Source organism: Micromonospora sp. NPDC049114 (assembly GCF_040648635.1).
In the GTDB taxonomy this organism is placed as follows: Bacteria; Actinomycetota; Actinomycetes; order Mycobacteriales; family Micromonosporaceae; genus Micromonospora.
The window spans coordinates 173,096-194,481 of the sequence record NZ_JBEZEA010000003.1 but is presented as its reverse complement, the minus strand read 5'-3'; the positions used below and the strand labels follow the sequence as shown (position 1 = coordinate 194,481).

Sequence of the window (21,386 nt, the reverse complement as noted above, 5' to 3'; positions counted from 1 at the left end):
AGGCTCCTCGGTTCAGGTGGCGGAGGGGGCGGCGCCGGAGAGACAGAGAGCGCTCTCTATGACGAAGCATGTCGATTTAACGGGTTACTGTCAAGAGTGTTTCCAATGTGACGGCGGGTCCGTTACCCGGCGGATCGCACCCCTCGATAGCTGTCGAATCGAACCTTCCTATTGCCGTGGAGCGTCCACGCGGGACAGGATGACGAGGTCCGCAGGAAACCTCCCCGTAACCTGCGTGCTGCTGGTCTCTGTCACAAGGAAGTGGGAGTCAGTCATGAGCGACGCGTCGACGGCGCTGGGTGTGCGCCTCTACCCGGACCTGGTCGAGCGGGGTGGCCTCGCCCCCGCGCTCATCGAGACCGCTGCCCGCCACCAGCTCGACATCGGGCGGGTGACCGCCCCCGAGCAGGGGCGGGCCCAATTCACCTGCGCGGAGCTGCACTCCGATCAGGGCGTGGTCTGCATCGGGCTGGGTTCGCAGGCCCGATACTTCATGATCGACGTCCGGTCCGCGGGTGAGGTGCTCGCGCGCGGTGACTGCATGGACCTCCTCCAGGTCGCCCAGGTGGCCTCGGCCTGGCGGGCCGGGCTGACGCTTGCCGAGCTGACCGCCCGCTTCGCGTTCATGGAGGAGATCAAGCACCGCCCGGCGTCGGTGCCGCAGGCCGTCTGACCCCGGGGCGCGTCAGCAGCGCAGGCGGGGAGGCAGCGGTGGCTCCGCGCTGACGTCCCGGTCGAGGTAGGACGCCTCGACGAAGGCGAGGAGGCGTTGCGCGTCGGAGGCGTTGGAGGCCAGGCCGAACGAGACCCGGACCGCGCCGCCGGTCGGCAACCGCAGCGCGCCAAGGTACTCGTCGATCGTGTCGACCCGCGCGAGCAGCCCGCGCCGCAACGCGGGCCCGCTGATCTCGAACGCGCCCTCGCCCGCCCCCGGGTTGCAGAAGCAGCCGGTCCGCAGCGAGAAGCCGGCCGCGGCGGACTCCCGCGCTACCAGCCGCTCGTCCACCGGAGATCCGTCCGGGCGTAGGACGTTGAACGTCACGGTGCCGCCCCGGCCCACGCCCGTCGTCGGCCCGTACACCCGCACCAACGGTTCGCCGGTGCGGTGCCGTAGCGCGGACAGGCGACCCAGCAGCCACTCGGTGAGCAGGCCGACCCGGGTGTGCACGAGGTCCACGCCTATCGAGTCGAGCCACCGCAGCCCGAACTCGACATCCGGGATGCTCAGGAAGTTGAGCGTGCCGTCCTCGAACGCCGACTCGTCGTCCATCGAGCGGTGCCAGTCGCCCTGCACGCTCACCGCACGGATGGTGCCGCCGGCGAACCACGGCCGGCGCAGCCGGGCCAACGCGTCGCGGCGGGCCAGCAACGCGCCGACGCCGGTCGGGTAGCCGAAGAGCTTGTACCAGCTCAGGCAGACGAAGTCGGGTCGGACGGCACGCAGATCCAGCCGATTCGTCGCGGCGAACGCGGCGGCGTCCAGCAGAACGTCGTAGCCGTGCCGGTGGGCCAGCTCCACCCAGCTCAACGGGTGCTGCACACCGGAGAAGTTGCTCTGCGCCGGGTACGCGAACAGTCCACGGCGGCCGGACCGGCCCCGCCGTCCGGCGTCGAGCACCGTCACCAGGTCAGCCTCTGCGATCCGCAGCTCCGGCCCGCTCAGCGGCACGTACCGCACCGGCGCGTCGGCCGCCCGGGCGTACTCCCGGATGCCGTTTACCGAGTTGTGGTTGTCCCAGGTCAGCGCGAACGGCGCGGTAGGACCGAAGTCGTACGCCTCGCCGACCAGTCGACAGGCGCCGCTGGCGTTCGGCGTGAACACCACCGCGTACTCGGCCGGGTCGGCGTGGAAGAAGTCGAGCACCGCCTGCCGGGTCGACTCCACCAGGGACCCGGCCGCCGCGCTGGTGGGGCTCTCCGAGTGCGGGTTGCCGTAGAGGCTCGCCAGCAGCCGGTCGTGGTGCGCCCGCACCTGAGCCTGCGCGGTCACCCCGGCGCCGGCGTAGTCGAGGTAGACCTGCCCGTGCCGGTCGAGGTGCTGGTACTCGGTGGCGCGCAGCTCGTCGATCCGGGCGGTCTCGGCGTACCCGGGCAGCGCCGCCGGTTCGGGGTAGGGGGCGTGTTCAGGACGCACGGCGGGCCTCCCGGCGCACCAGGACCGCCCACGCGGCGGCGAGGAAGAGCAGCACGAACCCGCCGAGCACCAGCCAGTCGACCCAGATCGGTCGAGAGAAACTGTCGCCGTACGTCTGCAGCAGCGGCGGGCCGAGCGGTGAGCCACCGTCGCGCCACAGCCGCTCGACCCCGGCGGTGTGCCCCAGCCCCTCGAACGCCCACCGGTTCGACATCGCGTAGCTGAGCCACCGGCCCCCGGCCGCCATGGCCGGCACCGGCAGGATCGCACCGACGAACAGCACCTGCGGGAAGCACAGCATCGGCAGCAGGAGCGTCGCCTGGGCCGGGTCGGAGACGGCCGCCGAGCAGAGCAGACCGAGCGCGAGCGCGGCCGCCGAGGAGAGCAGCAGGGTCGCGTACAGGGCGGCGAAGGCGCCGCCGTCGACCGGAGGCAGCCGGTCCATGGCGCGCAGCACCCCGAGCAGGGCCAGATCCACCAGGGCGAGCAGCGGCAGCAGCACCGCCACCTTCGCCAGCAGGTACGGGAGCAGCCGGACGCCGGCGAGCCGCTCCCGACGCAGGATCGGCAGCTCCGTGCAGATCTGGAGCAGCCCGTAGGTCAACCCGAAGAAGAAACCGCCGAACGCGATCCAGAACAGGATCATCACGGTGACGGTCGGGCGGGGGTTCGTCGGGTCGAAGGCGCCGGGGCGGAACAGCAGCGCGAACATGCCGAGCACCATGAGGGGTGAGCCGAGCAGGATCGCCAGCGTCAACCGGTTGCGGACGACGATCTCCGCGTTGCGGGCGGCGAGGAGCGCGAACTGGCGGAGCCGACCGACCCGCCGGGCCGTCCCGCCCGGGTGGTCCGTACCGCCCGCGCCGTCCATCGCCCTCGGCTCGGCCCCGACGATGGGCGGGCCGGCCGGGTCCGTGTCCGCGGCCCGGCCGGTGTCGCGGTACGCGGCGAAGCGATCCGGCCACCCGGCCGGATCGGACTCCTCGTCGAGCCGCAGGTGCACCTCGGCCAGGGACCGCAGGCCGAAGAACTCCCGGGCGGCGGCGGGCGTGCCGGCGTAGGCCAGGCGGCCCTGGCGGGTCAGCACGACGACGCGGTCGCACCGGTCCACGTCGGTGATCTGGTGGGTGGTGAGCACGACAGTGGTCCCGGCGTCGGCGAGGGTACGCAGTACCCGGAGCAGTTCCACGGCGATCGCCGGATCCAGCCCGGAGGTGGGTTCGTCGAGAAGGAACACGCCGGGTCGGGTCAGCAGCTCGACGGCGATGCTGGCGCGCTTGCGCTCACCGCCGCTGAGGCGGCCCACCGGCACGTCGGCCCGCTCGGTGAGCCGCAGGTCGGCGAGCACCGCCGCGACCCGGCGAGCCGCCTCGGCCGGGCCGGTCCCGGAGGGCAGGCGTAGCCGGGCCGCGTAGTGCAGGGTGCGGGCCAGCGGTAGCTCGCGATGGATGATGTCGTCCTGCGGAACGAAGCCGACCGCGCCCGGCGCGGCGCTGCTGCCGTCGTACGCCACGGTGCCCGCAGCCGGTCGGCGGACCCCGGCCAGCGTCTCCAGCAGGGTGGTCTTGCCGGCGCCGCTGGCCCCGATGATCGCGACCAGCTCGCCCGGCGCGACGGCCAGGGAGATGTCGTCCAGGATCCGGCGTCCATCTCGGACACTCTGGCCCAGGCCGTCGGCCACGATGGCGACGCCGGTACGCGGTGGTGCGGCGGTCTGCTCGGTCGTCATGTCGAGGATGCCCGATCCGGTCGGTGACGTGTGCGCCTGACATCGTGCCTCGCCGATGCTACGTCGGTGCGGGGTCCCGCCCCGGCCGTCGATCACGACGTGCGACTGTTGCGAAGCGACCAACGCCGGGTTGGGCGCCACCGGACAAAGGGACACCCGTGAACCTGCCCGACGACCTGCTCGCGCTGCTGCGCGCTCCGAGCACCTGCTACCTGACGACACTGATGCCGGACGGCTCGCCGCAGCTCACCCAGACGTGGGTGGACACCGACGGCACCCACCTTTTGATCAACACGGTGGAGACGCACCAGAAGACGCGCAACGTCCGTCGGGACCCCCGGGTCGCCGTGGCGATCTCCGACCCGGACAAGCCGGGCCGCTACCACGAGGTCCGGGGTCGGGTGGTCGACGTGAGCACCGAGGGCGCGGCCGAGCACATCGAGCGGCTGGCGCAGCGCTACCTCGGCGGGCCGTACCCGTGGTTCGGCGGTCGCGACCAGGTCCGGATCATCCTCACCATCGAGGCCGACCGGGTCCGGTCGATGGGCTGACCGGCCCACCGGCCGCCCGACGTCGCGGCGGCATGAACGACCCGGCCGGGGGAAGACCGACACTCCAGCAGCGGAAGGGGAGTCGGGATGAGAGCCGTCGTCTACGCGGACGTCCGGACCGTCGAGGTGCGGGAGGTGCCCGACGCGACGCTGGAGGCGGAGACCGACGCGCTCGTGCGGATCACCTCCACCGCGCTGTGCGGCACCGACCTGCACATGTACGACGGGCGCACGGGCGCCGACCCCGGGCTGGTGCTCGGCCACGAACCGCTGGGCGTGGTGCAGGAGGTCGGCTCGGCGGTGCAGACCGTGCGTCCGGGCACCCGCGTGGTGATCCCCACCCACCTGTTCTGCGGCACCTGCGTGATGTGCGCCCGCGGGCTGTCGGCGGCCTGCCTGCGGGCCCGGGCCGAGGGGCCGGGCGCCGCGTACGGCTACGCCGGGATGGGCCCGTACCGGGGCGCCCAGGCCGACCTGCTGCGCGTGCCGTGGGCCGACGCGAACTGCGTGCCGGTGCCGGGGGAGCCGGGTGACGCGTACGAGGACGACTTCGTGCTGCTCGCCGACGCGTTCGTCACCGGTTGGCACGCCGCGGCCACCCTCGCCGGGGTCCAGGCCGGCGACACAGTTGCCGTGTTCGGCGCCGGCACCATCGGCCTGCTCGGCGCGTACTCGGCGCTGTTGCGGGGTGCGCGGGTCGTGTACTGCGTCGACGGTGTCGACGCCCGACTCGACAAGGCCGGTGAGATCGGGGCCGTTCCGGTCGACTTCCGCCGCGGCGACCCGGTCGAGCAGATCCGCGCCGACCGCGCGCGGGCCGGTCTGCCGCTCGGCGAGGAGAAGCTGGGCGGGATCGACCGGGTCATCGACGCGGTCGGGTTCCAGGCGCGCGACCGCGTGGACCCCGACCAGGAGCGCCCGGACCAGGTGATCGCGGACGCGGCCCGGCTGGTCAACCCCGCCGGCTCGATCGCGGTCGCCGGCGTCTACCCGGACAAGGACCTGCATCCCCGCCCCGGCGCGAGCGCCCACGAGGATCTGGTCGCACCCTGGGGGACGTTGTTCAGCAAGGGCGTCGAGGTCCGGTTCGGCCGTACGCACGACCGCCGCTACACGGTTCTGCTGCGCGACCTGGTCGTCGCCGGTCGCGCCCGGCCCAGCGTGATCGTGACCCATCACGGCGCCCTCGCCGACGCGCCGGAGCTGTACCGCAGCTTCGACCGGCGGGAGAACGGGGTGATCAAGGCGGTGCTGCGCCCGAGTTGACCGGCCGGCGCGTCCGTCCGTTCGGGCCCGATCCGGCACGTAAGGGACGTCCAGGCGTTGATCCCTCTCCTGGTGGTGCGATCGACGAGATCGCCTCCGTCGATCCGTCGGGTCCGGGGAGGCGTGGGTCACACAGTCGACCGAGACCGGTCGTCGCGTCCTCGGCACCGTGCCGGCGGTGCGGCCTGATCAAGATCCGCCGATAGTTTCGTACTCGTGGGTAGGCTGTCCCTCGTCCCGCCGCCGTGGATCGTGCCTGGTGGCGGGCCTGATGGCAGCGATCAAAATTGATCATGGAGTGGCTCCGCATTTGACAACGTTGCCACCGACAGGTCATCGTGCCGGGAGAGGCTGCGGGGGCGGCTGTGACGGGCGAATACTCTGCAACGTCGATATTGCCGGATTGTTACATTTTCAACAGGCCCTCGCCTTGCGGATGGCCTGTTCGCCGCAATACATTGCCGTCAACAACAAAACCAAGTGAAGGTTCAACCTTCCGGAGGCAACGATGACGTTGGCGAGGTGGTACGAGCGATGAACGACGTGCCCACCCTCCTTGAGATGCGCTCCATCACCAAGGAGTTCCCCGGAGTCAAGGCCCTCTCCGACGTCAACCTGGTGGTTCGCGCCGGCGAGATCCATGCCATCTGCGGCGAGAACGGTGCGGGCAAGTCCACGCTGATGAAGGTCCTCAGCGGGGTCTACCCGTACGGAAGCTACGACGGCCAGATCATCTACCAGGGGTCGGAGAGCAGGTTCTCCGACATCCGGGCCAGTGAGAACGCCGGAATCGTGATCATCCACCAGGAGCTCGCGCTCATCCCGGGCATGTCGATCGCCGAGAACATCTTCCTCGGCAACGAGCCGCGCAAGCACGGCGCGATCGACTGGAAGGCCGCGAACCGGATGGCGCTGGACCTGATGGCCCGGGTCGGCCTCCAGGAGGACCCGGACACCCTGATCAAGGACATCGGTGTCGGCAAGCAGCAGCTCGTGGAGATCGCCAAGGCGTTCGCCAAGGACGTGAAGCTGCTCATCCTGGACGAGCCGACGGCGGCGCTGAACGAGGCGGACTCCAAGCACCTGCTGGACCTGCTGCGCGGGTTCCGTTCGCGCGGCATCACCTCGATCATGATCTCGCACAAGCTGAACGAGATCGAGGCGATCGCCGACCAGATCACCATCCTGCGCGACGGCCGGACCGTGGAGACCCTCGACGTCAAGGCGGACGGGGTCGACGAGGACCGGATCGTGCGGGGCATGGTCGGCCGCGAGCTGGGCAGCCGGTTCCCGGACCACACCCCGAAGATCGGCGAGGTCTTCTTCGAGGTCCGCAACTGGAACGTCCGGCACCCGATCTCCGCCGAGCGCCAGGTCTGCAAGAACGAGAGCTTCGTGGTGCGCCGCGGCGAGATCGTCGGCTTCGCCGGCCTCATGGGCGCGGGCCGCACGGAACTCGCGATGAGTGTCTTCGGCCGCTCCTACGGGGTGTACGAGTCGGGCACGATCATCAAGGACGGCAAGGAGATCGTCCTGAAGTCGGTCGCGGACGCGATCGACAACGGGCTCGCGTACGTCAGCGAGGACCGCAAGGCGATCGGCCTCAACCTGCTCGACGACATCAAGGCGTCGACCGTCGCCGCCAAGCTGTCCAAGATCTCGCACCGCGGCGTCCTGAACGAGGTCGAGGAATACCAGGCGGCCGAGGCGTACCGCAAGGAGTTGCGGACCAAGGCCCCGACTGTCGACGAGAGCGTCTCCAAGCTCTCCGGCGGCAACCAGCAGAAGGTCGTCCTGGCGAAGTGGATGTTCACCGACCCGGACCTGCTGATCCTCGACGAGCCGACGCGCGGTATCGACGTGGGTGCCAAGTACGAGATCTACGGCATCATCCAGCGGCTCGCCGACCAGGGGAAGGGCGTCGTCGTCATCTCCTCGGAGCTGCCTGAGCTGATCGGGCTCTGCGACCGCATCTACACCGTGTTCGAAGGCGCCATCACGGGTGAGATCGCCCGGGCGGACGCCACCCCGGAAAACCTCATGAAGCAGATGACCTCGACGAAGAAGATGGCCACACGATGAGCCGATTGAAGGACCTTCAGAAGAATTTGTTCGGAGGTACCACCTCCAACGCGCGCCAGTTCGGGATGATCTTCACCCTGGTGGCGATCGTCGTCCTGTTCCAGATCCTGACCGACGGCCTCACCCTGCGGTCGGACAACCTGATCGCGCTGTTCCAGCAGAACTCGTACATTCTGATCCTGGCCATCGGCATGCTCATGGTGATCGTGGCCGGGCACATCGACCTCTCGGTCGGCTCCGTCGCCGCCTTCGCGGGCATCCTGGTCGCCAAGTCGATGGCCGAGTGGAACCTGCCCTGGCCTGCCGCCATCCTGTTCGGTCTCGTGATCGGCGCGGCGATCGGCGCCTGGCAGGGCTTCTGGGTGGCGTACATCGGGGTGCCGGCGTTCATCGTCACCCTGGCCGGCATGCTGCTGTTCCGCGGCGGCAACCAGTTCATCGGTAACGCGCAGAGCATTCCGGTGCCCGAGGGCTTCCGGGAGATCGGCGCCGGCTTCCTGCCGGAGTTCGGCCCGAACACCGGCTACAACAACGCGACGCTGCTACTGGGTCTGGCCGCGGCGGTGGCTGTGGTGTGGCGGGAACTCCAGGCCCGCAAGACCCGTCGGGAGATGGACGCCGACCCGGCGCCGATGTGGATCTCGATCCTGCGGATGGCCATCATGGTCGGGGTCATCGCCTTCGCGTCGCTGCGCTTCGCCAGCGGTCGCGTCGGCACCAGCTTCCCGATCTCGGGCATCATCCTGCTGGTCCTGGTCATCGCGTACTCCTTCTACACCCGCAACACGGCCGGTGGCCGGCACATCTACGCGGTGGGCGGCAACTCCCGGGCGGCCGAGCTGTCCGGCGTGAAGCTCAAGCGGGTCAACTTCTTCGTCATGATGAACATGTCCGTCCTGGCCGCGCTGGCCGGCATGATCTTCGTGGCCCGGTCGGCGGCCTCCGGACCGCAGGACGGCAATGGCTGGGAGTTGGACGCCATCGCCGCGGTGTTCATCGGTGGCGCGGCGGTCGCCGGCGGCATCGGCACCATCAGCGGCTCGATCGTCGGTGGTCTCGTCATGGCCGTGCTCAACAACGGCCTGCAGTTGATGGGCGTCGGCACCGACCGCGTCCAGATCATCAAGGGCCTGGTCCTGCTGCTGGCCGTCGCCATCGACGTCTACAACAAGAGCCAGGGGCGCTTCTCCATCATCGGGAGCCTGATGCGGCCGTTCCGCCGCGACGACTCCGCCCCACCCGCCTCACCGCCGGACGCGGAGCGCAAGCCCGCCACGGCAGCGGTGTCCGGCTGACGGCCACCGACTCTCTCCACCCGGTTCCACCTTCCAGAAAGGCAAGTCCTCACCATGCGTAAATTCTTCGGCACGTCGGTGGTCGCGGTCAGCGCCGCCGCCATGCTGGCCCTTGCTGGCTGCGGCTCCGGCCGCGACGGCGACTCCGGCAGCTCCGGTGGCGAGGCCAAGGGCTTCGCGGCGAACTCCCTGATCGGTGTCGCCCTGCCGGCCAAGACCTCCGAGAACTGGGTTCTCGCCGGTGACCTGTTCACCAACGGCCTGAAGGAGGCCGGTTTCCAGGGTGACGTGCAGTACGCCGGCGCGTCGACCACCGTTGCCGACCAGCAGGCCCAGATCACCGCCATGGTGACCAAGGGCGCGAAGGTCATCGTCATCGGCGCGACCGACGCCGCGCAGCTGTCGACCCAGGTCGCCGCGGCCCACCAGGCCGGCGTGAAGGTCATCGCCTACGACCGTCTGATCAAGAACACGCCGGACCTCGACTACTACGTCGCGTTCGACAACTTCAAGGTCGGCCAGCTCCAGGGCCAGGCCCTGCTGGACGGCATGAAGGCCAAGAAGCCGAACGGCCCGTACAACATCGAGCTGTTCTCCGGCTCGCCGGACGACAACAACGCCGGTGTCTTCTTCGACGGCGCGATGAGCGTGCTCAAGCCGGAGATCGACAAGGGCACCGTCGTCGTCGCCTCGGGTCAGAAGGACGTCAAGCAGACCGCCATCCAGGGCTGGAAGGCCGAGGGTGCGCAGGCCCGCATGGACCAGCTGCTGACCTCCACCTACGGCGGCAAGACGCTGGACGGCGTCCTGTCCCCGAACGACACGCTGGCCCGCGCCATCCTGACCTCGGTCAAGGGTGCCGGCAAGCCGATCCCGGTCGTCACCGGCCAGGACTCCGAGGTCGAGTCGGTCAAGTCGATCGTCGCTGGCGAGCAGTACATGACGATCAACAAGGACACCCGCAACCTGGTGAAGGAGACCATCAACATGGTCAAGGCTCTCCAGGCCGGTAACACCCCGCAGGTGAACGACACCAAGTCCTACAACAACGGCAGCAAGGTCGTGGACACGTTCCTGCTCCCGCCGGTCGCCGTCACCAAGGCGAACGCGGCCGAGGCGTACGCGAACGACCCGAAGCTCGCGCCGCTCACCAAGTAATCACCACACGGTAGGCAGCAACGCCGATGGGTCCCGGGATCTCCTCTTCCGGGACCCATCGTCGTCCGTGCCTCCTCGCCACCCGGCACCGATCCTTAAGGAGGTCTGACCGTGGAGACACCCGTGCGGTCCAGGCCAGCCGGCGCCGGCCGTAACCCTGATTCCCCGCTGCTGCCCCCGCTCCCCGGTGCGAGCCAGGAGGAGATCCGGCGGCAGAACCTCGGCGCCGTGCTGCGCTACGTGCACCTGCACGGGCCGACGTCGCGGGCCGAGCTGACCAGCCGCCTCGGCCTCAACCGCAGCACCATCGGCGCGCTCGCCGCCGACCTGACCGCCAGCGGCCTCGTCACCGAGGAGGTGCCGACCACCGCCCGACGGGCCGGCCGCCCCTCCCTGGTGGTCAGCCCCCGCTCCGAGCGGGTCTACGCGCACGCGCTCAGCATCGACGCGGACCGGCTGCGCGCCGCGCGGGTCGGCCTCGGCGGCCGCATCCTCGACCGGCGCGAGGTCGCCCGTCCCAGCGGCATGTCGGCGGTCGACGCCGTCGGCCCACTGGCCGATCTCGTTCGCGACATGGAACAGGGCGTCGCCCCCGGCGCGCTGCTGGTCGGGGGAGCGGTAGCGGTTACCGACACCACCCGCGACGCGGACGGCCGACTCCGGATTGTCGGCGTCGACGAGGGCCTCAGCGTGGCGCTGGAGGCCGAACTCACCGCCGGCCCGGGGTTCGTGGCCGGCGACCTCGCCGACATCGCGGGCCTGGCCGAACACATCCGGGGCGTGGCTCCCGGCATCGACGACCTCATCTACCTGCACGGAGACCTGGGCATCAGCGCCGGCATCGTCGTCGGTGGCCGCCTGATGATCGGCCACCGGGGTCACAGCGGCAAGGTCGGGCACATGGTCGTCAACCCGAACGGGCTGCCCTGCGGCTGCGGCTCTCGTGGCTGCTGGGAGACCGAGATCGGTGAAGCCGCGCTGCTGCGCCACGCCGGGCGCGACCCTGACGACCGCGCCGCCGTGACCGAGGTGCTGCGCGCGGCGGCGGACGGCGATCCGGCCGCCCGCCAGGCCGTCGAACAGGTCGCCGACTGGCTCGGCTTCGGCGTCGCCAACCTGGTGAACGTGGTCAATCCCGACGCCGTGGTCTTCGGTGGCTCGCTGCGCGACATCTTCATCGCCGGCGCGGACACGGTGCGTCGGCGGCTGGACGCCATGCCGCTGCCGGCCTCCCGCGAGCACCTGCGGCTGCGCGCGGCGGCGCTCGGCCGCGACGCCGTCCTGATCGGCGCAGCCGAGTTGGCCTTCGACAAGCTGTTGGCCGATCCGCTCAATGTCGGTGTCGCCGGCCAGTCGGCGTAATCCGTGATCGTTGGCGGCTGAGCAGCACGACCATCCGCGTGTCGTGCGGCTCAGCAGCCAACGATCGACTCGACCGTCACCCGTCCGGGCTACGCGATCCGGCGGACCCGACGCACGGCGAGGTAGAGCAGGAGCACGGCGAGGGCGACGAAGATGCCCGTCTCGATGCCCTGGAACAACCAGAACCGGTCCGCCGGCTGGTACAGCTCCCAGTTGTACGCGCCCGGTCCCAGGCCCAGCTCGGCGCCGCAGGTCTGGCCGGTCGGGCCCTTGCCACCGGGCGGGCACTGGATCCGGGTGTTCTCCGCCGCCATCGTTCCGTCCGCGTTGCGGATTCCCACGGCGAGCACCCAGTTGCCCCGGTCTCCCTCCGGAATCCCGGGCCCCTCGATCGGGAAGGTCTGGGTGCGGGCGGGCTGGTAGTGCGGTCGGGCCAGGATCTCCACCGCCGCCCGTACGCCGATGAACCCGGCCAGGGTGATGCCCATGGCGGGCAGCATCCGCTTGAAGATGGTGCCGGCGAAGATGCCGAGCGCCACGGCGAAGAGGGTGTAGCCGATCGGCACGATGCCCTGCAGGTCGAAGACGATCACACCGAGTCGACCCTCGTGCGCGGCCTTGGTGAGCGGGTCGACCCACCACGACACGCCCAGTCCGTAGCCGGCCGCGAGGAGCACGACGGCGCCGCCGACCAGCCCGAACTTCACCAGCGCCCAGCGGGCGCGGCCGACGCCCTGGGTCCAGACGAACCGGTGCGTACCCTGCTCCACCTCGCGAGCCACCAGCGGTGCGCCCCAGAACAGGCCGACCAGCACCGGCAGGGTGATCAGCAGCACCGCCACCAGGTTCAAACTGTCGTACCGGTCGGTGAAACGGCGCAGTCCCACGTCGCAGGTCTGCGCGGCAGCCTCGCTGAGCTCGGACGGACGAAGGCAACCCGCAAGCCCGAGGTCGGCGAAGGTGTGCCGCATCGACAGGCCGATCGGCACCAGCACGGCGGCGAGCACCAGGAACCCCAGGAGGGTGTAGAACGCCAGCTTGCGGTGTTGCCGCCAGGTCAGCCAGATCATGCCGCCACCCCCCACTCGCTGTGACTGGTCTGCGCGACGCCGTCGGCCAGGTAGGCCAGGACGATGTCCTCCAGGCTGACGTCGCGCACCGTCCAGCCGGGGTCGGTGACCGGGCCGTCGGTACGCACCAGCAGCGTGGACTGCCGGTCGGTGTGGCTGGCCCGGACCACGTGCGCGACGCCGCCGATCGGACCGCCGTCGTGCCGCGGGCCGACGAGCTGCCGGTGCGCGGCCACCAGGTCGTCGACCGAGCCGGTGAGCTGCACCTGGGCGGCGTTGAGCACGATCAGGTAGTCGCAGACCCGTTCCAGGTCGGCCAGCAGGTGCGAGGAGAGCAGAACCGTGGTCCCGGAGTCCGCGACGCTGCCCATCAGCGACTGGAGGAACTCCCGTCGGGCCAGCGGATCGAGGCTGGCCACCGGCTCGTCGAGCAGCAGCAGCCGGGGTTGCTTGGCCAGCGCCAGGGCGAGCGCCACCTGGGCCCGTTGGCCGCCGGAGAGTTTGCCGACCGGCTTGTCGGGCGGTATCCCGAGCTGCGCCAACCGGGTCCGGGCCAGCGCCGCGTCCCACCGCCTGTTCAGCTTGCCGCCGGCGATGACCAGCTCGGCGGCGGTGAAGTCCCGGTACAGCGGGGTGTCCTGGGCGACGAACCCGATGTCGGCCAGCCCGTCCGTGTCGCCGTACGGCGACCTGCCGAACACCCGCACCGCGCCCTCGTCGGGCTTGAGCAGCCCGACGGCCAGGTGCAGCAACGTGCTCTTGCCCGCGCCGTTGGGCCCGACCAGCGCGGCGATCCGGCCGGCGGGAAGGTGCAGCGAACAGTCCCGTAACGCCCACGTTCTGCCGTACCGCTTGCCCAGCCGGTCGGCCTCCAAGACCATCTCCATCCTCTGTCCTCTCGTACCGCTCACGCGGGTTCCTTCTGTGGGGTGTCGTCGGTGAGGGTGGCGCGCAGCGTGGTCTCCACCAGGGCGACGACGTCCTCGGCCGTGAGGCCGGCGGCCTGCGCCCGGTGCAGCCACGCCACGAGGTCGTCGCGCAGCTCGGCCTGATTGGGCAGGGACGCGCCGGCGAGGGTGCGCTGGACGAACGTGCCCACCCCCGGTCGGCCGCCGACCAGGCCCTCGATCTCCAGCTCCCGGTACGCCTTCAGCACCGTGTTCGGGTTGATCGCCAGTGACTGGGCGACGTCCCGGACCTTCGGCAGCTGGTCCCCGGGTGCGAGCAGACCGACGCGCAGCGCCTGCTTCACCTGCTGCACGAGCTGCATGTAGGTGTTCACCTTCGACCGGCTGTCCAGCACGAACTCGATCACTCGTGATGATCCTTCCTGTTGTCCTACGACAGTAGGACTAATAGACAGCTTGGTGGGACGCGGGATCCCTGTCAAGCGGCTGACCCACCTGTCACCCCGGGGCCAGCGATTGGCACCGACGGGCCAACCGGCCGGGAAGGGAACAGGCACGCGATCCGTGCGCAAGGGGGAGGTGCTCGGTGGTCACCAACGAACTCACGACGACGAGGGCGACGCCGTTGCAGGTCGCCCGCGCCCGGGGTCGCGTACGCGGGCGGCTGATCCTGCTCGGCCCGGCGTTCGTCGCCGCCGTCGCGTACGTCGACCCGGGCAACTTCGCCACCAACTCGGCTGCCGGCGCCCGCTACGGCTACCTGCTCGTCTGGGTAGTGGTCGTGGCCAACCTGATGGCCATGCTGGTGCAGACCCTCACCGCCAAGCTGGGCCTGGCCACCGGCCGTAGCCTGCCCGAGTTGTGCCGCGAGCGCCTGCCCCGCCCGGTGAACGGGATGATGTGGGTGCAGGCCGAACTCGTCGCGATGGCCACCGACCTGGCCGAGGTGATCGGCGGCGCGGTCGCCCTGTACCTCCTCTTCGGCATCCCGCTGCTGCCCGGCGGGCTCATCATCGGCGCCGCCGCCTTCGTCGTGCTCGCCCTGCGCTCGCGCGGATTCCGCGCGTTCGAGATCGCCATCGCCGTGCTGCTCGGCGTCATCGTCCTGGCCTTCGCGGCCAACCTGCTCGCCGCCGGCGCCGATCCGGGCTCCGCCATGGCCGGCCTGGCGCCCCGACTCCAGGGCACCGACAGCGTGCTGCTGGCCGCCGGCATCCTCGGCGCCACAGTCATGCCGCACGTCATCTACGTGCACTCCGCGCTGACCCGCGACCGCATCCCCGCGGCCGACGACGGCGAGCGTCGGACCCTCTTTCGGGGCCAGCGCACCGACGTGCTGCTGGCCCTGACGGCGGCCGGCGCGGTCAACCTCGCCATGCTGCTGATCGCCGCGGCCAGCTTCCGGGGCGGCGGTCCGGTGGGGGCCGACAGCCTCCGGGGGGTGCACGCCGGCCTCGGTCAGAGCATCGGCACCGCCGCCGCGTTCGGGTTCGCGGTCGCCCTGCTCGTCTCCGGGCTCGCCTCCACGAGCGTCGGCACCTACGCCGGCGAGGTGATCATGCAGGGCTTCCTGCGCCGCCGGGTCCCGCTGCTGCTGCGTCGGCTGGTCACCCTGGCACCCGCGCTGGCCGTGCTCGCCATCGGCCTCGACCCCACCCGCGCCCTGGTGCTGTCGCAGGTCATCCTCAGCTTCGGCATCCCGTTCGCGCTGATCCCGGTGGTCGCCTTCACCCGCCGCCGCGACCTCATGGGCAACCTGGTCAACCACCCGCTCACCACCGCCGCCGCGGCCCTGGTGGCCGTTCTGGTCGTCGCGCTCAACGCGTTCCTGCTGTGGCAGGTCGTCGCCGGCTGAGCCGGCCGATGACGTCGCGGCCGATAGCGGCCCCACCAGGGGCGTGACTGCTCCACTCTCAGCGGCTGGGAAGTTGTCGACGCAGCGAACGCCGTGCTCGGGATGCCGACGTGACCGACGAAATGAGGCCCTACCCGCGGTGAGCGGGGGTGTGCGGCACGGCCTCACTCATCGCGCCGCATGACGAAGTTGTACGAGAGGATCACCACGGCCAGCGCGCCACCGAACGCGGCACCTGCGGCGATGATGGCCTCACCCGTGCTCTGCTTGGTCGCCCAGTTGATCCAACCCACTGCCATGCCGACCAGGCTCGCCGCCAGTACGGCGACGACCAACAGCAGTACGCGGGTGGCGACGTTGTTGCCCATCGAGGGGTGTACCTCCGTATAGACACAGTGATCCCTTGTGGATCCCGCGTCCCCCACGGGAAGGCTTCGCCTTGCTTCGCAAGATGTCAGTCGCTAAAGGTCGGTGTCAAGCGTTTGCGGCTATCACCAACAAAGTTCCGACCAGTCGGTAAGTGGGTGCGATTGGCCCCTTCGGACGAGTCGGTCCCGCCCGAACCGCTTCGAATGCGGGCAGGGGCGGATCAGCGAGGCCGCTCGTTCTTGGGGGGCCGAACGCCAGGAAGACCACGCCCGCCAGTTCGCAAAACCGACTCACAAGAAGCCAGACGATCTTCGCGCCGGTGTCAGCGCCGGGGCATGCCTCTGTCGTGTCACGGCGGGCACGGGGACGGGCGGACGGGGTTACTCGTCCTCGTCCACCGGGCGGGGGCGTCGGTGTTCGGCGATGTACTTCTCTACATCAGCCTTGAGCCAGATCGAACCGACCGACAGCCGGGCGTACGGAGCCGGGAAGTGTGGCGACTGCTGGATCTGGCGGAATCGTGAGCGGCCCACCCCGAGCATCGCAAGGACCTCGCCCGCCGCGACAAGTTCGCCCGGTCCGTGTGCCATGCGGACGAAGGTAGACCGGTCCTGACGGGTCAATGTGAGCGCGCTCAGATAAGCGCGCCAGGGTTGACAGGGGGGTAGCGCCCGGGGTGAGATCGATTACGCCCCGTCGCCGCTGGAGGCGGAGCCCGGCGGCGACGGGTGCCCCATCCGAGACCACCCCCGGAGGCTGGAGTGGAACAGGAACAAGAGGTAGATCGGGTGCGCCAGCTTGAGGCGTCACTCCTGGATGCCCAGCGAGAGCTGCCTGGCCGGTGGTCGCCGGTCCGCTACCGGGGGGTTCAGCGGTGAACGGCCAACGGCATGCCCCGGTCCGGCCGTTCTGGTTCTGCGCCTCCTGCGTGCGCCCCTGGCCGTGCGAGCAGGCGAAAGTCGAACTCGTGGCCGACTACTCGGACGAGCCGAAGCTGCTCGGGGTGGATATGGCCGACTGCCTGGCTGAGGCGAGCCGGGACCTGACCGACCTGTATTGGACCGGACCCGACCCGGTGGAGCACTACGTCCGGTTCTTGGGCTGGGTCAAGCAGGCATTGGCCGCCCACCGACCCCGCGACCCCGGTCAATCCCACTGGTTCTGAGCGGCGGTGCCCCGCCCATAGGGTCGGGGCACCGCCGTGTCCGGCAGGCAGTCCTCACCGGCGAAAGGGCGCGAGCGACGGGTCGGGTGCGGCCGGTCGCGGGCGGAGTTTCCAGGCGGGGTGTCGCCGGCGCGTGGTCAGGTGCGGCGACCCTCGTCGCGGGCGGGGATCTCCTGACGCTGTTCGAGGGCGTCCGCCGGGTTGGCGTCGGCCGGCAGCGACGTGACCTCCTCAAGCGTGCCCGCCGGCAGGGCGCCCTGCTCGGCCAGGTCGGCCTCCGACGCCTCCGGGTCGACGTCGCCGGACACCCGGTCCGGCGGCCCGACGTCGAATGCGTCCTGCCGCTGCTCGGCGGCGTCCGCCTCCGGAGGAGGGAACGGGTCGCCCTGATCGTCCCGGTACGTGCTCATCGCGCGCCTCCTGCCCGGCGGGTGTCGACATGCCGCCGGGCCGCTGCCTACCCGCCGTCGTCGCGCTCACGCCTGGCGCACCACCCGCGCGGCGACGGCCTCGATCGTGTCGGGATTCGTCGCCAACAGCGCGGCCACGGCGCCCGGATGGGCGGGGGCGTCGGTGCCCGGCAGCCACCCGCCGTCGTGTCCGAGCAGCGCGGCGATCGCGTCGACGGGCGCCGGATGGGCGGCGAGGAGGACGCCCACCCGCCGCTGTGGCGCGGCGACGACGCGCGTGTCGCCCATCGCCGGCTGAGGCGGGGAGGCCACCCACGGCGGCACCCAGGAATCCAGCTCCGGCAGCGCCTCCGGAAAGGTGCGCCCCGCCTCCCGGATCAACAGCGGGACCAGCTCCGGCCCCTGGTCCCGCAGGGTGGTGATCAGGGTCGGCAGCCATGGCAGCAGCACCGGATCGGGTAGCCGGGCGAACGCCGTGGACATCGTCTCGACGACGAACGGCGCCAGCGTGGGCACCGGCTCCAGCGCGTGCACGAAGCCCGCCAGATACTGCGGGAAGGCCGGCACCACCAGCGGGTTGGCCAGCAGCTCGGCACACCGGGCCCGCAACTCGGCAAGCGGCAGCAGGCCGAGCTGGTGTCGGGCCGCCCAGAGCAGGGCGACCTTCGCCGGCGCCGTCGGGTGCGACTGCCCGACCGCCAGCTCCAGCTGAGAGCGGTCGCAGCCCAGCGACAGCGCCAGGCCCTCCATCGAGAACAGGAAGCCGAGCATCGCGCCGACCTGCCGGACGCCCGTCTCCTCGGCGGTGATGGCGGTCGGCAGCAGGGTGCAGTAGTGCGCGTACCCGGTGGTCACGAAGGCCGCGCACCAGCTCGGGAGGGTCGGCGCGGTGGCCCGGTAGTGGGCCAGCAGGCGCCGGATGCGGCGCAGCACGTCCGGGGCGTCGTCGACGGTGCGCTCGGCGGCGAGCAGGTCCACCGCGCGCGCCCCCAACTCGTCCACCAGGCGAGGGCTGTCGAGCAACCGGATGGCGTCCTCGACCGCGGCCAGCGCACCCGCGGCGGTGGCGTCGGGGCCGCGTACCGCACGCCGCAGTCGCTGCTCCAGGACCTGCTCGACCGTCACGCCCTCGTAGCCCAGCTCGATCAGCGCCCGCTGGTGGCGGCCGAGCGCCAGGTCCCAGCTCTCCTGGACCGAGCGGTGCCCGAGCCGCCGCTCGCCCATGATCGGGCGGACCGCGGCCGGGGGCAGCAGGTGCCGCAGGATCCACAGCAGGTCCGAGCAGCGGCCCAGCTCCGGCTGGGCGGCCAGATCCAGCAACGCCCGCTGCACCGTCCGCTTCTCCAGGGCCAGGCCGAGGGGCTGGAGCCGATCGAGCACGTCGCGGGCCAGCGGCGGGAGGGCGTCGTAGCCGACCTGACCGATCCGGTCGCCGCCCAGCAGGATCTCGCAGAGCCGCCGGACGTCGCGCCGGCCGGGCACCACGTCCTTCTCGATGCAGGTGACCGCGGCGTCGGCGAAGTCGTACGGGGTGGGCCGGGCCCGGTTGCGCATGCCGGCCAGCAGGACCGAGGTCTCGAAGACGGCGATCGCGTCGGCGGTGCTGGCCAGGTATCCGTTGCGCCGGGCCAGTCGGACGATGTCCACGCACCAGCCGCGCAGCTCCGCCTCGTCCAGGCCGTCCAGGTCGGGCGCCGCGGCGAGGAAGCCGGTGAGCCGGTCACTGACCGGCCCGGTGGGGACGGGCGCCGTCGGTGCCCGGCCCCGCCGCCCCCGGCTGGTTCCGGTGCGCTGGCCGTCCAGCCGGTACGGGGACAGTTTGTGCCGGCTCACCGCCTTCGTCCAGGTCGCCGCGGCGATCGACACCGAGCCCGGTGCCAGCCCGAACTGGGCCTCGATCGCGGAATGGCTGGACGGGATCAGCCCGTACCGCCAGCGGGTGTCGGTGCGCGGGGTGATCTCGAAGTCGGGCGCGGCGGAGCCCAGCCCGAACTGCTCGACCCGGCTGGCGGCGTGGAACGCGCCGCAGACGTAGAGGCAGTCGGCCGGATCGACGCCGGAGGTGGCGAGGTGCTGGCGCATCCTCGTCCACATGTACCGCTCGCGATCCTCGTCGCGGTCCAGCCGATCCTCGCCGGCCGGGCGCAGCCGCCGGAACAGGCTGCCGATCAGCACCATCACCTGCCGGTAGGTGTCGTGGTCGGCGTCGGCAAGCGGGCGTTCCACGTACTGGTCCCACCACTCCGACCAGTGCCGCACCTTGCCGTGGTGCAGCAGGTACGCCTCCAGCTCCGCGAACCGCGGCCGCAGGTCGCCGATCTCCACCCCGACGGCGTCACCGTGCAGCCCGGACTCCTCGCCGGTGGCGGTCGGACCGGCCGTGCCACCCCCGTCGGTAGCCCCGGCCGTGCCGCCCCCGTCGCTCGGTCGATCGCGCGGCGACCACTGGAAGACGTGGTCGGTGGAGCGGTCCACCAGCACCAACTCCACGCCGGGGGTCTCCAGCGCGTACGCGATGGCCTGGTATTCCGCCGACGCCTCGGTGACGGGCGCGACGACACTGAGCGGCCCCCAGTCGGCGGGAAAGCCGGACAGCTCCGACGCGAACGCCTGCACCGCGACGGGCAGACGGCAGTTGCGCAGCTCCCCGAGCAGCGGCTGGAGATCCTCGCACAGCTCCAAATAGATCACCCGGGGCTGCTTGGCCCGCAACCGGCGCACCATGGCCAGCGCGGAGGCCGGTGAGTGGTGGCAGACCGGGAAGATCTCCAGCCGCTCGCCGAGTGCCCGGTCGACGTCGTCGACCATGCCGGCGAGGATCGCGCCGAGCGCGTCGGCGGAGCCCGCGAACGCTGCCGCCGCGTCGCTGAGCTGCTCGCGGAGCGCGCCGAACGGGCCGGCGACGGTGGGCGCGGTCACGACAGGGACGCGATCGCCTGACGACCGCCGTCGAGGAAGCCCGCCCACCCGTCGTCGTCCTTGCGGGCCCGGGGCTCCACCACACCGTGCAGGTACTTGTTGAGGATCGCCAGGTCCTCCGGACTGCGCCGGGCCAGCGACCCGACCAGCGACCCGGCGAGCGTCGCCGCGCGCAGCGTACGGTCGCCGAAGAACTGGCTGTGCAGGATGGCGTCCTCCAGCACACCGATCTGCTCGGCGGTGGACAGCGCCGACTCCAACTTCTCGTCGTCGCTGGTCGCGGCGGCCGCACCGGCGCGCAGGTCGGCGAAACTCTGCAACAGGATGTCCAGGAGGGTCGGCGGGACGTCCAACTCGATGCGGTGCCGGCGTAGCAGCTCCTCGGTGCGGAACCGGACGATCTCCGCCTCGCTGCGCTTGTTGGTCACCACCGGGATCCGCACGAAGTTGAACCGCCGCTTGAGCGCCGAGGAGAGGTCGTTGACGCCCCGGTCCCGGCTGTTGGCGGTCGCGATGATCGAGAAGCCGGGTTGGGCGAAGACGATGTTGTCCTGGTCGAGTTCGGGGATGGCGACGTACTTCTCGGACAGGATCGAGATCAGGGCGTCCTGCACGTCGCTGGTGGAGCGGGTCAACTCCTCGAAACGCCCGACCACGCCACGTTCCATCGCCGTCATGATCGGTGAGGGGATCATCGACTCGCGGGACTGGCCCTTGGCGATCACCATGGAGACGTTCCACGAATACTTGATGTGGTCCTCCGTCGTGCCCGCGGTGCCCTGCACGACGAGTGTCGAGTTGCGGCAGATCGCGGCGGCCAGCAGCTCGGCCAGCCAGCTCTTGCCGGTGCCGGGATCGCCGATCAGCAGCAGGCCCCGGTCCGAGGCGAGGGTGACGATGGCCCGTTCGACGAAACTGCGGTCGCCGAACCACTTCTGCGGGATCTCGCGGGACAGGCCGTCGGCCCGCTCCGAGCCGAGGACGAACAGCCGGACCATGCGCGGGCTCAGGCGCCACGAGAACGGCTTCGGGCCGGTGTCGACCGACTCCAGGAAGTCCAGCTCGTCGGCGTACGTGACCTCGGCGGGGGCGCGCAGCATCTCGGACATGAGG

At 70.9% G+C, this 21,386-nt stretch carries 19 protein-coding genes; 9 read left to right on the top strand and 10 right to left on the bottom strand.

Annotated elements, in window-relative coordinates:
• Window positions 1-274: 274 nt before the first annotated feature.
• On the top strand, window positions 275-673 hold the full coding sequence (locus tag AB0B39_RS13795) for a hypothetical protein (protein WP_234582281.1): 399 nt from the start codon (window positions 275-277) through the stop codon (window positions 671-673).
• A gap of 12 nt (window positions 674-685) precedes the next feature.
• Here AB0B39_RS13795 and AB0B39_RS13790 read toward each other — a convergent pair whose 3' ends face one another.
• The gene (locus AB0B39_RS13790; protein ID WP_357495220.1) at window positions 686-2,134 is read right to left on the bottom strand and encodes an aminotransferase class V-fold PLP-dependent enzyme; all 1,449 of its coding nucleotides are present in this window, start codon (window positions 2,132-2,134) and stop codon (window positions 686-688) included.
• Window positions 2,124-3,863 (bottom strand): ATP-binding cassette domain-containing protein, encoded by a 1,740-nt coding sequence (locus tag AB0B39_RS13785; protein ID WP_357574472.1) that lies wholly within the window; start codon window positions 3,861-3,863, stop codon window positions 2,124-2,126. Before AB0B39_RS13785 ends, AB0B39_RS13790 begins: the two co-directional genes overlap by 11 nt.
• A 158-nt stretch (window positions 3,864-4,021) precedes the next feature.
• On the opposite strand from AB0B39_RS13785, the gene AB0B39_RS13780 reads away from it, so the two are divergent.
• From AB0B39_RS13780 to AB0B39_RS13755, 6 genes are all read left to right on the top strand, one after another.
• The gene (locus AB0B39_RS13780) at window positions 4,022-4,414 is read left to right on the top strand and encodes a PPOX class F420-dependent oxidoreductase (RefSeq protein WP_357574471.1); all 393 of its coding nucleotides are present in this window, start codon (window positions 4,022-4,024) and stop codon (window positions 4,412-4,414) included.
• An 87-nt stretch (window positions 4,415-4,501) separates the two neighbouring features.
• Window positions 4,502-5,680, top strand: coding sequence for a glutathione-independent formaldehyde dehydrogenase (locus tag AB0B39_RS13775; protein WP_357574470.1), 1,179 nt, complete (start codon window positions 4,502-4,504; stop codon window positions 5,678-5,680).
• A gap of 534 nt (window positions 5,681-6,214) precedes the next feature.
• Window positions 6,215-7,762: a multiple monosaccharide ABC transporter ATP-binding protein gene (gene mmsA, locus AB0B39_RS13770; protein ID WP_357495212.1), complete on the top strand. Its 1,548-nt coding sequence runs from the start codon at window positions 6,215-6,217 to the stop codon at window positions 7,760-7,762.
• Window positions 7,759-9,057: a multiple monosaccharide ABC transporter permease gene (mmsB, locus tag AB0B39_RS13765; RefSeq protein ID WP_357495210.1), complete on the top strand. Its 1,299-nt coding sequence runs from the start codon at window positions 7,759-7,761 to the stop codon at window positions 9,055-9,057. Before mmsA ends, mmsB begins: the two co-directional genes overlap by 4 nt.
• 54 nt (window positions 9,058-9,111) lie before the next feature.
• Window positions 9,112-10,215 (top strand): sugar-binding protein, encoded by a 1,104-nt coding sequence (locus AB0B39_RS13760; protein ID WP_357495208.1) that lies wholly within the window; start codon window positions 9,112-9,114, stop codon window positions 10,213-10,215.
• Window positions 10,216-10,386: 171 nt separating this feature from the next.
• Window positions 10,387-11,577, top strand: coding sequence for an ROK family transcriptional regulator (locus AB0B39_RS13755; protein ID WP_357495692.1), 1,191 nt, complete (start codon window positions 10,387-10,389; stop codon window positions 11,575-11,577).
• 89 nt (window positions 11,578-11,666) lie between these two features.
• On the opposite strand, the gene AB0B39_RS13750 is transcribed toward AB0B39_RS13755, so the two are convergent.
• The 3 genes from AB0B39_RS13750 to AB0B39_RS13740 are packed head-to-tail and all read right to left on the bottom strand — an operon-like array spanning window position 11,667 to window position 13,962.
• A complete protein-coding gene (locus AB0B39_RS13750) occupies window positions 11,667-12,647 on the bottom strand; it encodes a transporter (RefSeq protein WP_357495206.1) in 981 nt (326 codons plus the stop codon).
• Window positions 12,644-13,534: an ABC transporter ATP-binding protein gene (locus tag AB0B39_RS13745; protein WP_357574469.1), complete on the bottom strand. Its 891-nt coding sequence runs from the start codon at window positions 13,532-13,534 to the stop codon at window positions 12,644-12,646. Before AB0B39_RS13745 ends, AB0B39_RS13750 begins: the two co-directional genes overlap by 4 nt.
• 20 nt (window positions 13,535-13,554) lie before the next feature.
• Window positions 13,555-13,962, bottom strand: a complete 408-nt coding sequence (locus AB0B39_RS13740; protein WP_007457663.1) for a GntR family transcriptional regulator — start codon at window positions 13,960-13,962, stop codon at window positions 13,555-13,557.
• A 179-nt stretch (window positions 13,963-14,141) separates the two neighbouring features.
• Between AB0B39_RS13740 and AB0B39_RS13735 the strand changes: the two genes are divergently transcribed.
• Window positions 14,142-15,410: an Nramp family divalent metal transporter gene (locus AB0B39_RS13735; RefSeq protein ID WP_357574468.1), complete on the top strand. Its 1,269-nt coding sequence runs from the start codon at window positions 14,142-14,144 to the stop codon at window positions 15,408-15,410.
• Window positions 15,411-15,574: 164 nt separating this feature from the next.
• On the opposite strand, the gene AB0B39_RS13730 is transcribed toward AB0B39_RS13735, so the two are convergent.
• Together AB0B39_RS13730 and AB0B39_RS13725 are read right to left on the bottom strand one after the other, a co-directional pair.
• Window positions 15,575-15,778 (bottom strand): hypothetical protein, encoded by a 204-nt coding sequence (locus AB0B39_RS13730; RefSeq protein WP_357574467.1) that lies wholly within the window; start codon window positions 15,776-15,778, stop codon window positions 15,575-15,577.
• Window positions 15,779-16,159: 381 nt separating this feature from the next.
• Window positions 16,160-16,369 (bottom strand): hypothetical protein, encoded by a 210-nt coding sequence (locus tag AB0B39_RS13725; protein WP_357574466.1) that lies wholly within the window; start codon window positions 16,367-16,369, stop codon window positions 16,160-16,162.
• 284 nt (window positions 16,370-16,653) lie between these two features.
• Here AB0B39_RS13725 and AB0B39_RS13720 point away from each other — a divergent pair, with 284 nt between their 5' ends.
• Window positions 16,654-16,944: a flavin reductase gene (locus tag AB0B39_RS13720; protein ID WP_357574465.1), complete on the top strand. Its 291-nt coding sequence runs from the start codon at window positions 16,654-16,656 to the stop codon at window positions 16,942-16,944.
• 137 nt (window positions 16,945-17,081) lie between these two features.
• Here AB0B39_RS13720 and AB0B39_RS13715 read toward each other — a convergent pair whose 3' ends face one another.
• From AB0B39_RS13715 to AB0B39_RS13705, 3 genes are all read right to left on the bottom strand, one after another.
• Window positions 17,082-17,354, bottom strand: coding sequence for a hypothetical protein (locus AB0B39_RS13715; RefSeq protein WP_357574464.1), 273 nt, complete (start codon window positions 17,352-17,354; stop codon window positions 17,082-17,084).
• A gap of 66 nt (window positions 17,355-17,420) precedes the next feature.
• On the bottom strand, window positions 17,421-20,273 hold the full coding sequence (locus tag AB0B39_RS13710) for a hypothetical protein (protein ID WP_357574463.1): 2,853 nt from the start codon (window positions 20,271-20,273) through the stop codon (window positions 17,421-17,423).
• The gene (locus AB0B39_RS13705) at window positions 20,270-21,382 is read right to left on the bottom strand and encodes an AAA family ATPase (RefSeq protein WP_234582269.1); all 1,113 of its coding nucleotides are present in this window, start codon (window positions 21,380-21,382) and stop codon (window positions 20,270-20,272) included. Before AB0B39_RS13705 ends, AB0B39_RS13710 begins: the two co-directional genes overlap by 4 nt.
• Window positions 21,383-21,386 lie beyond the last annotated feature (4 nt).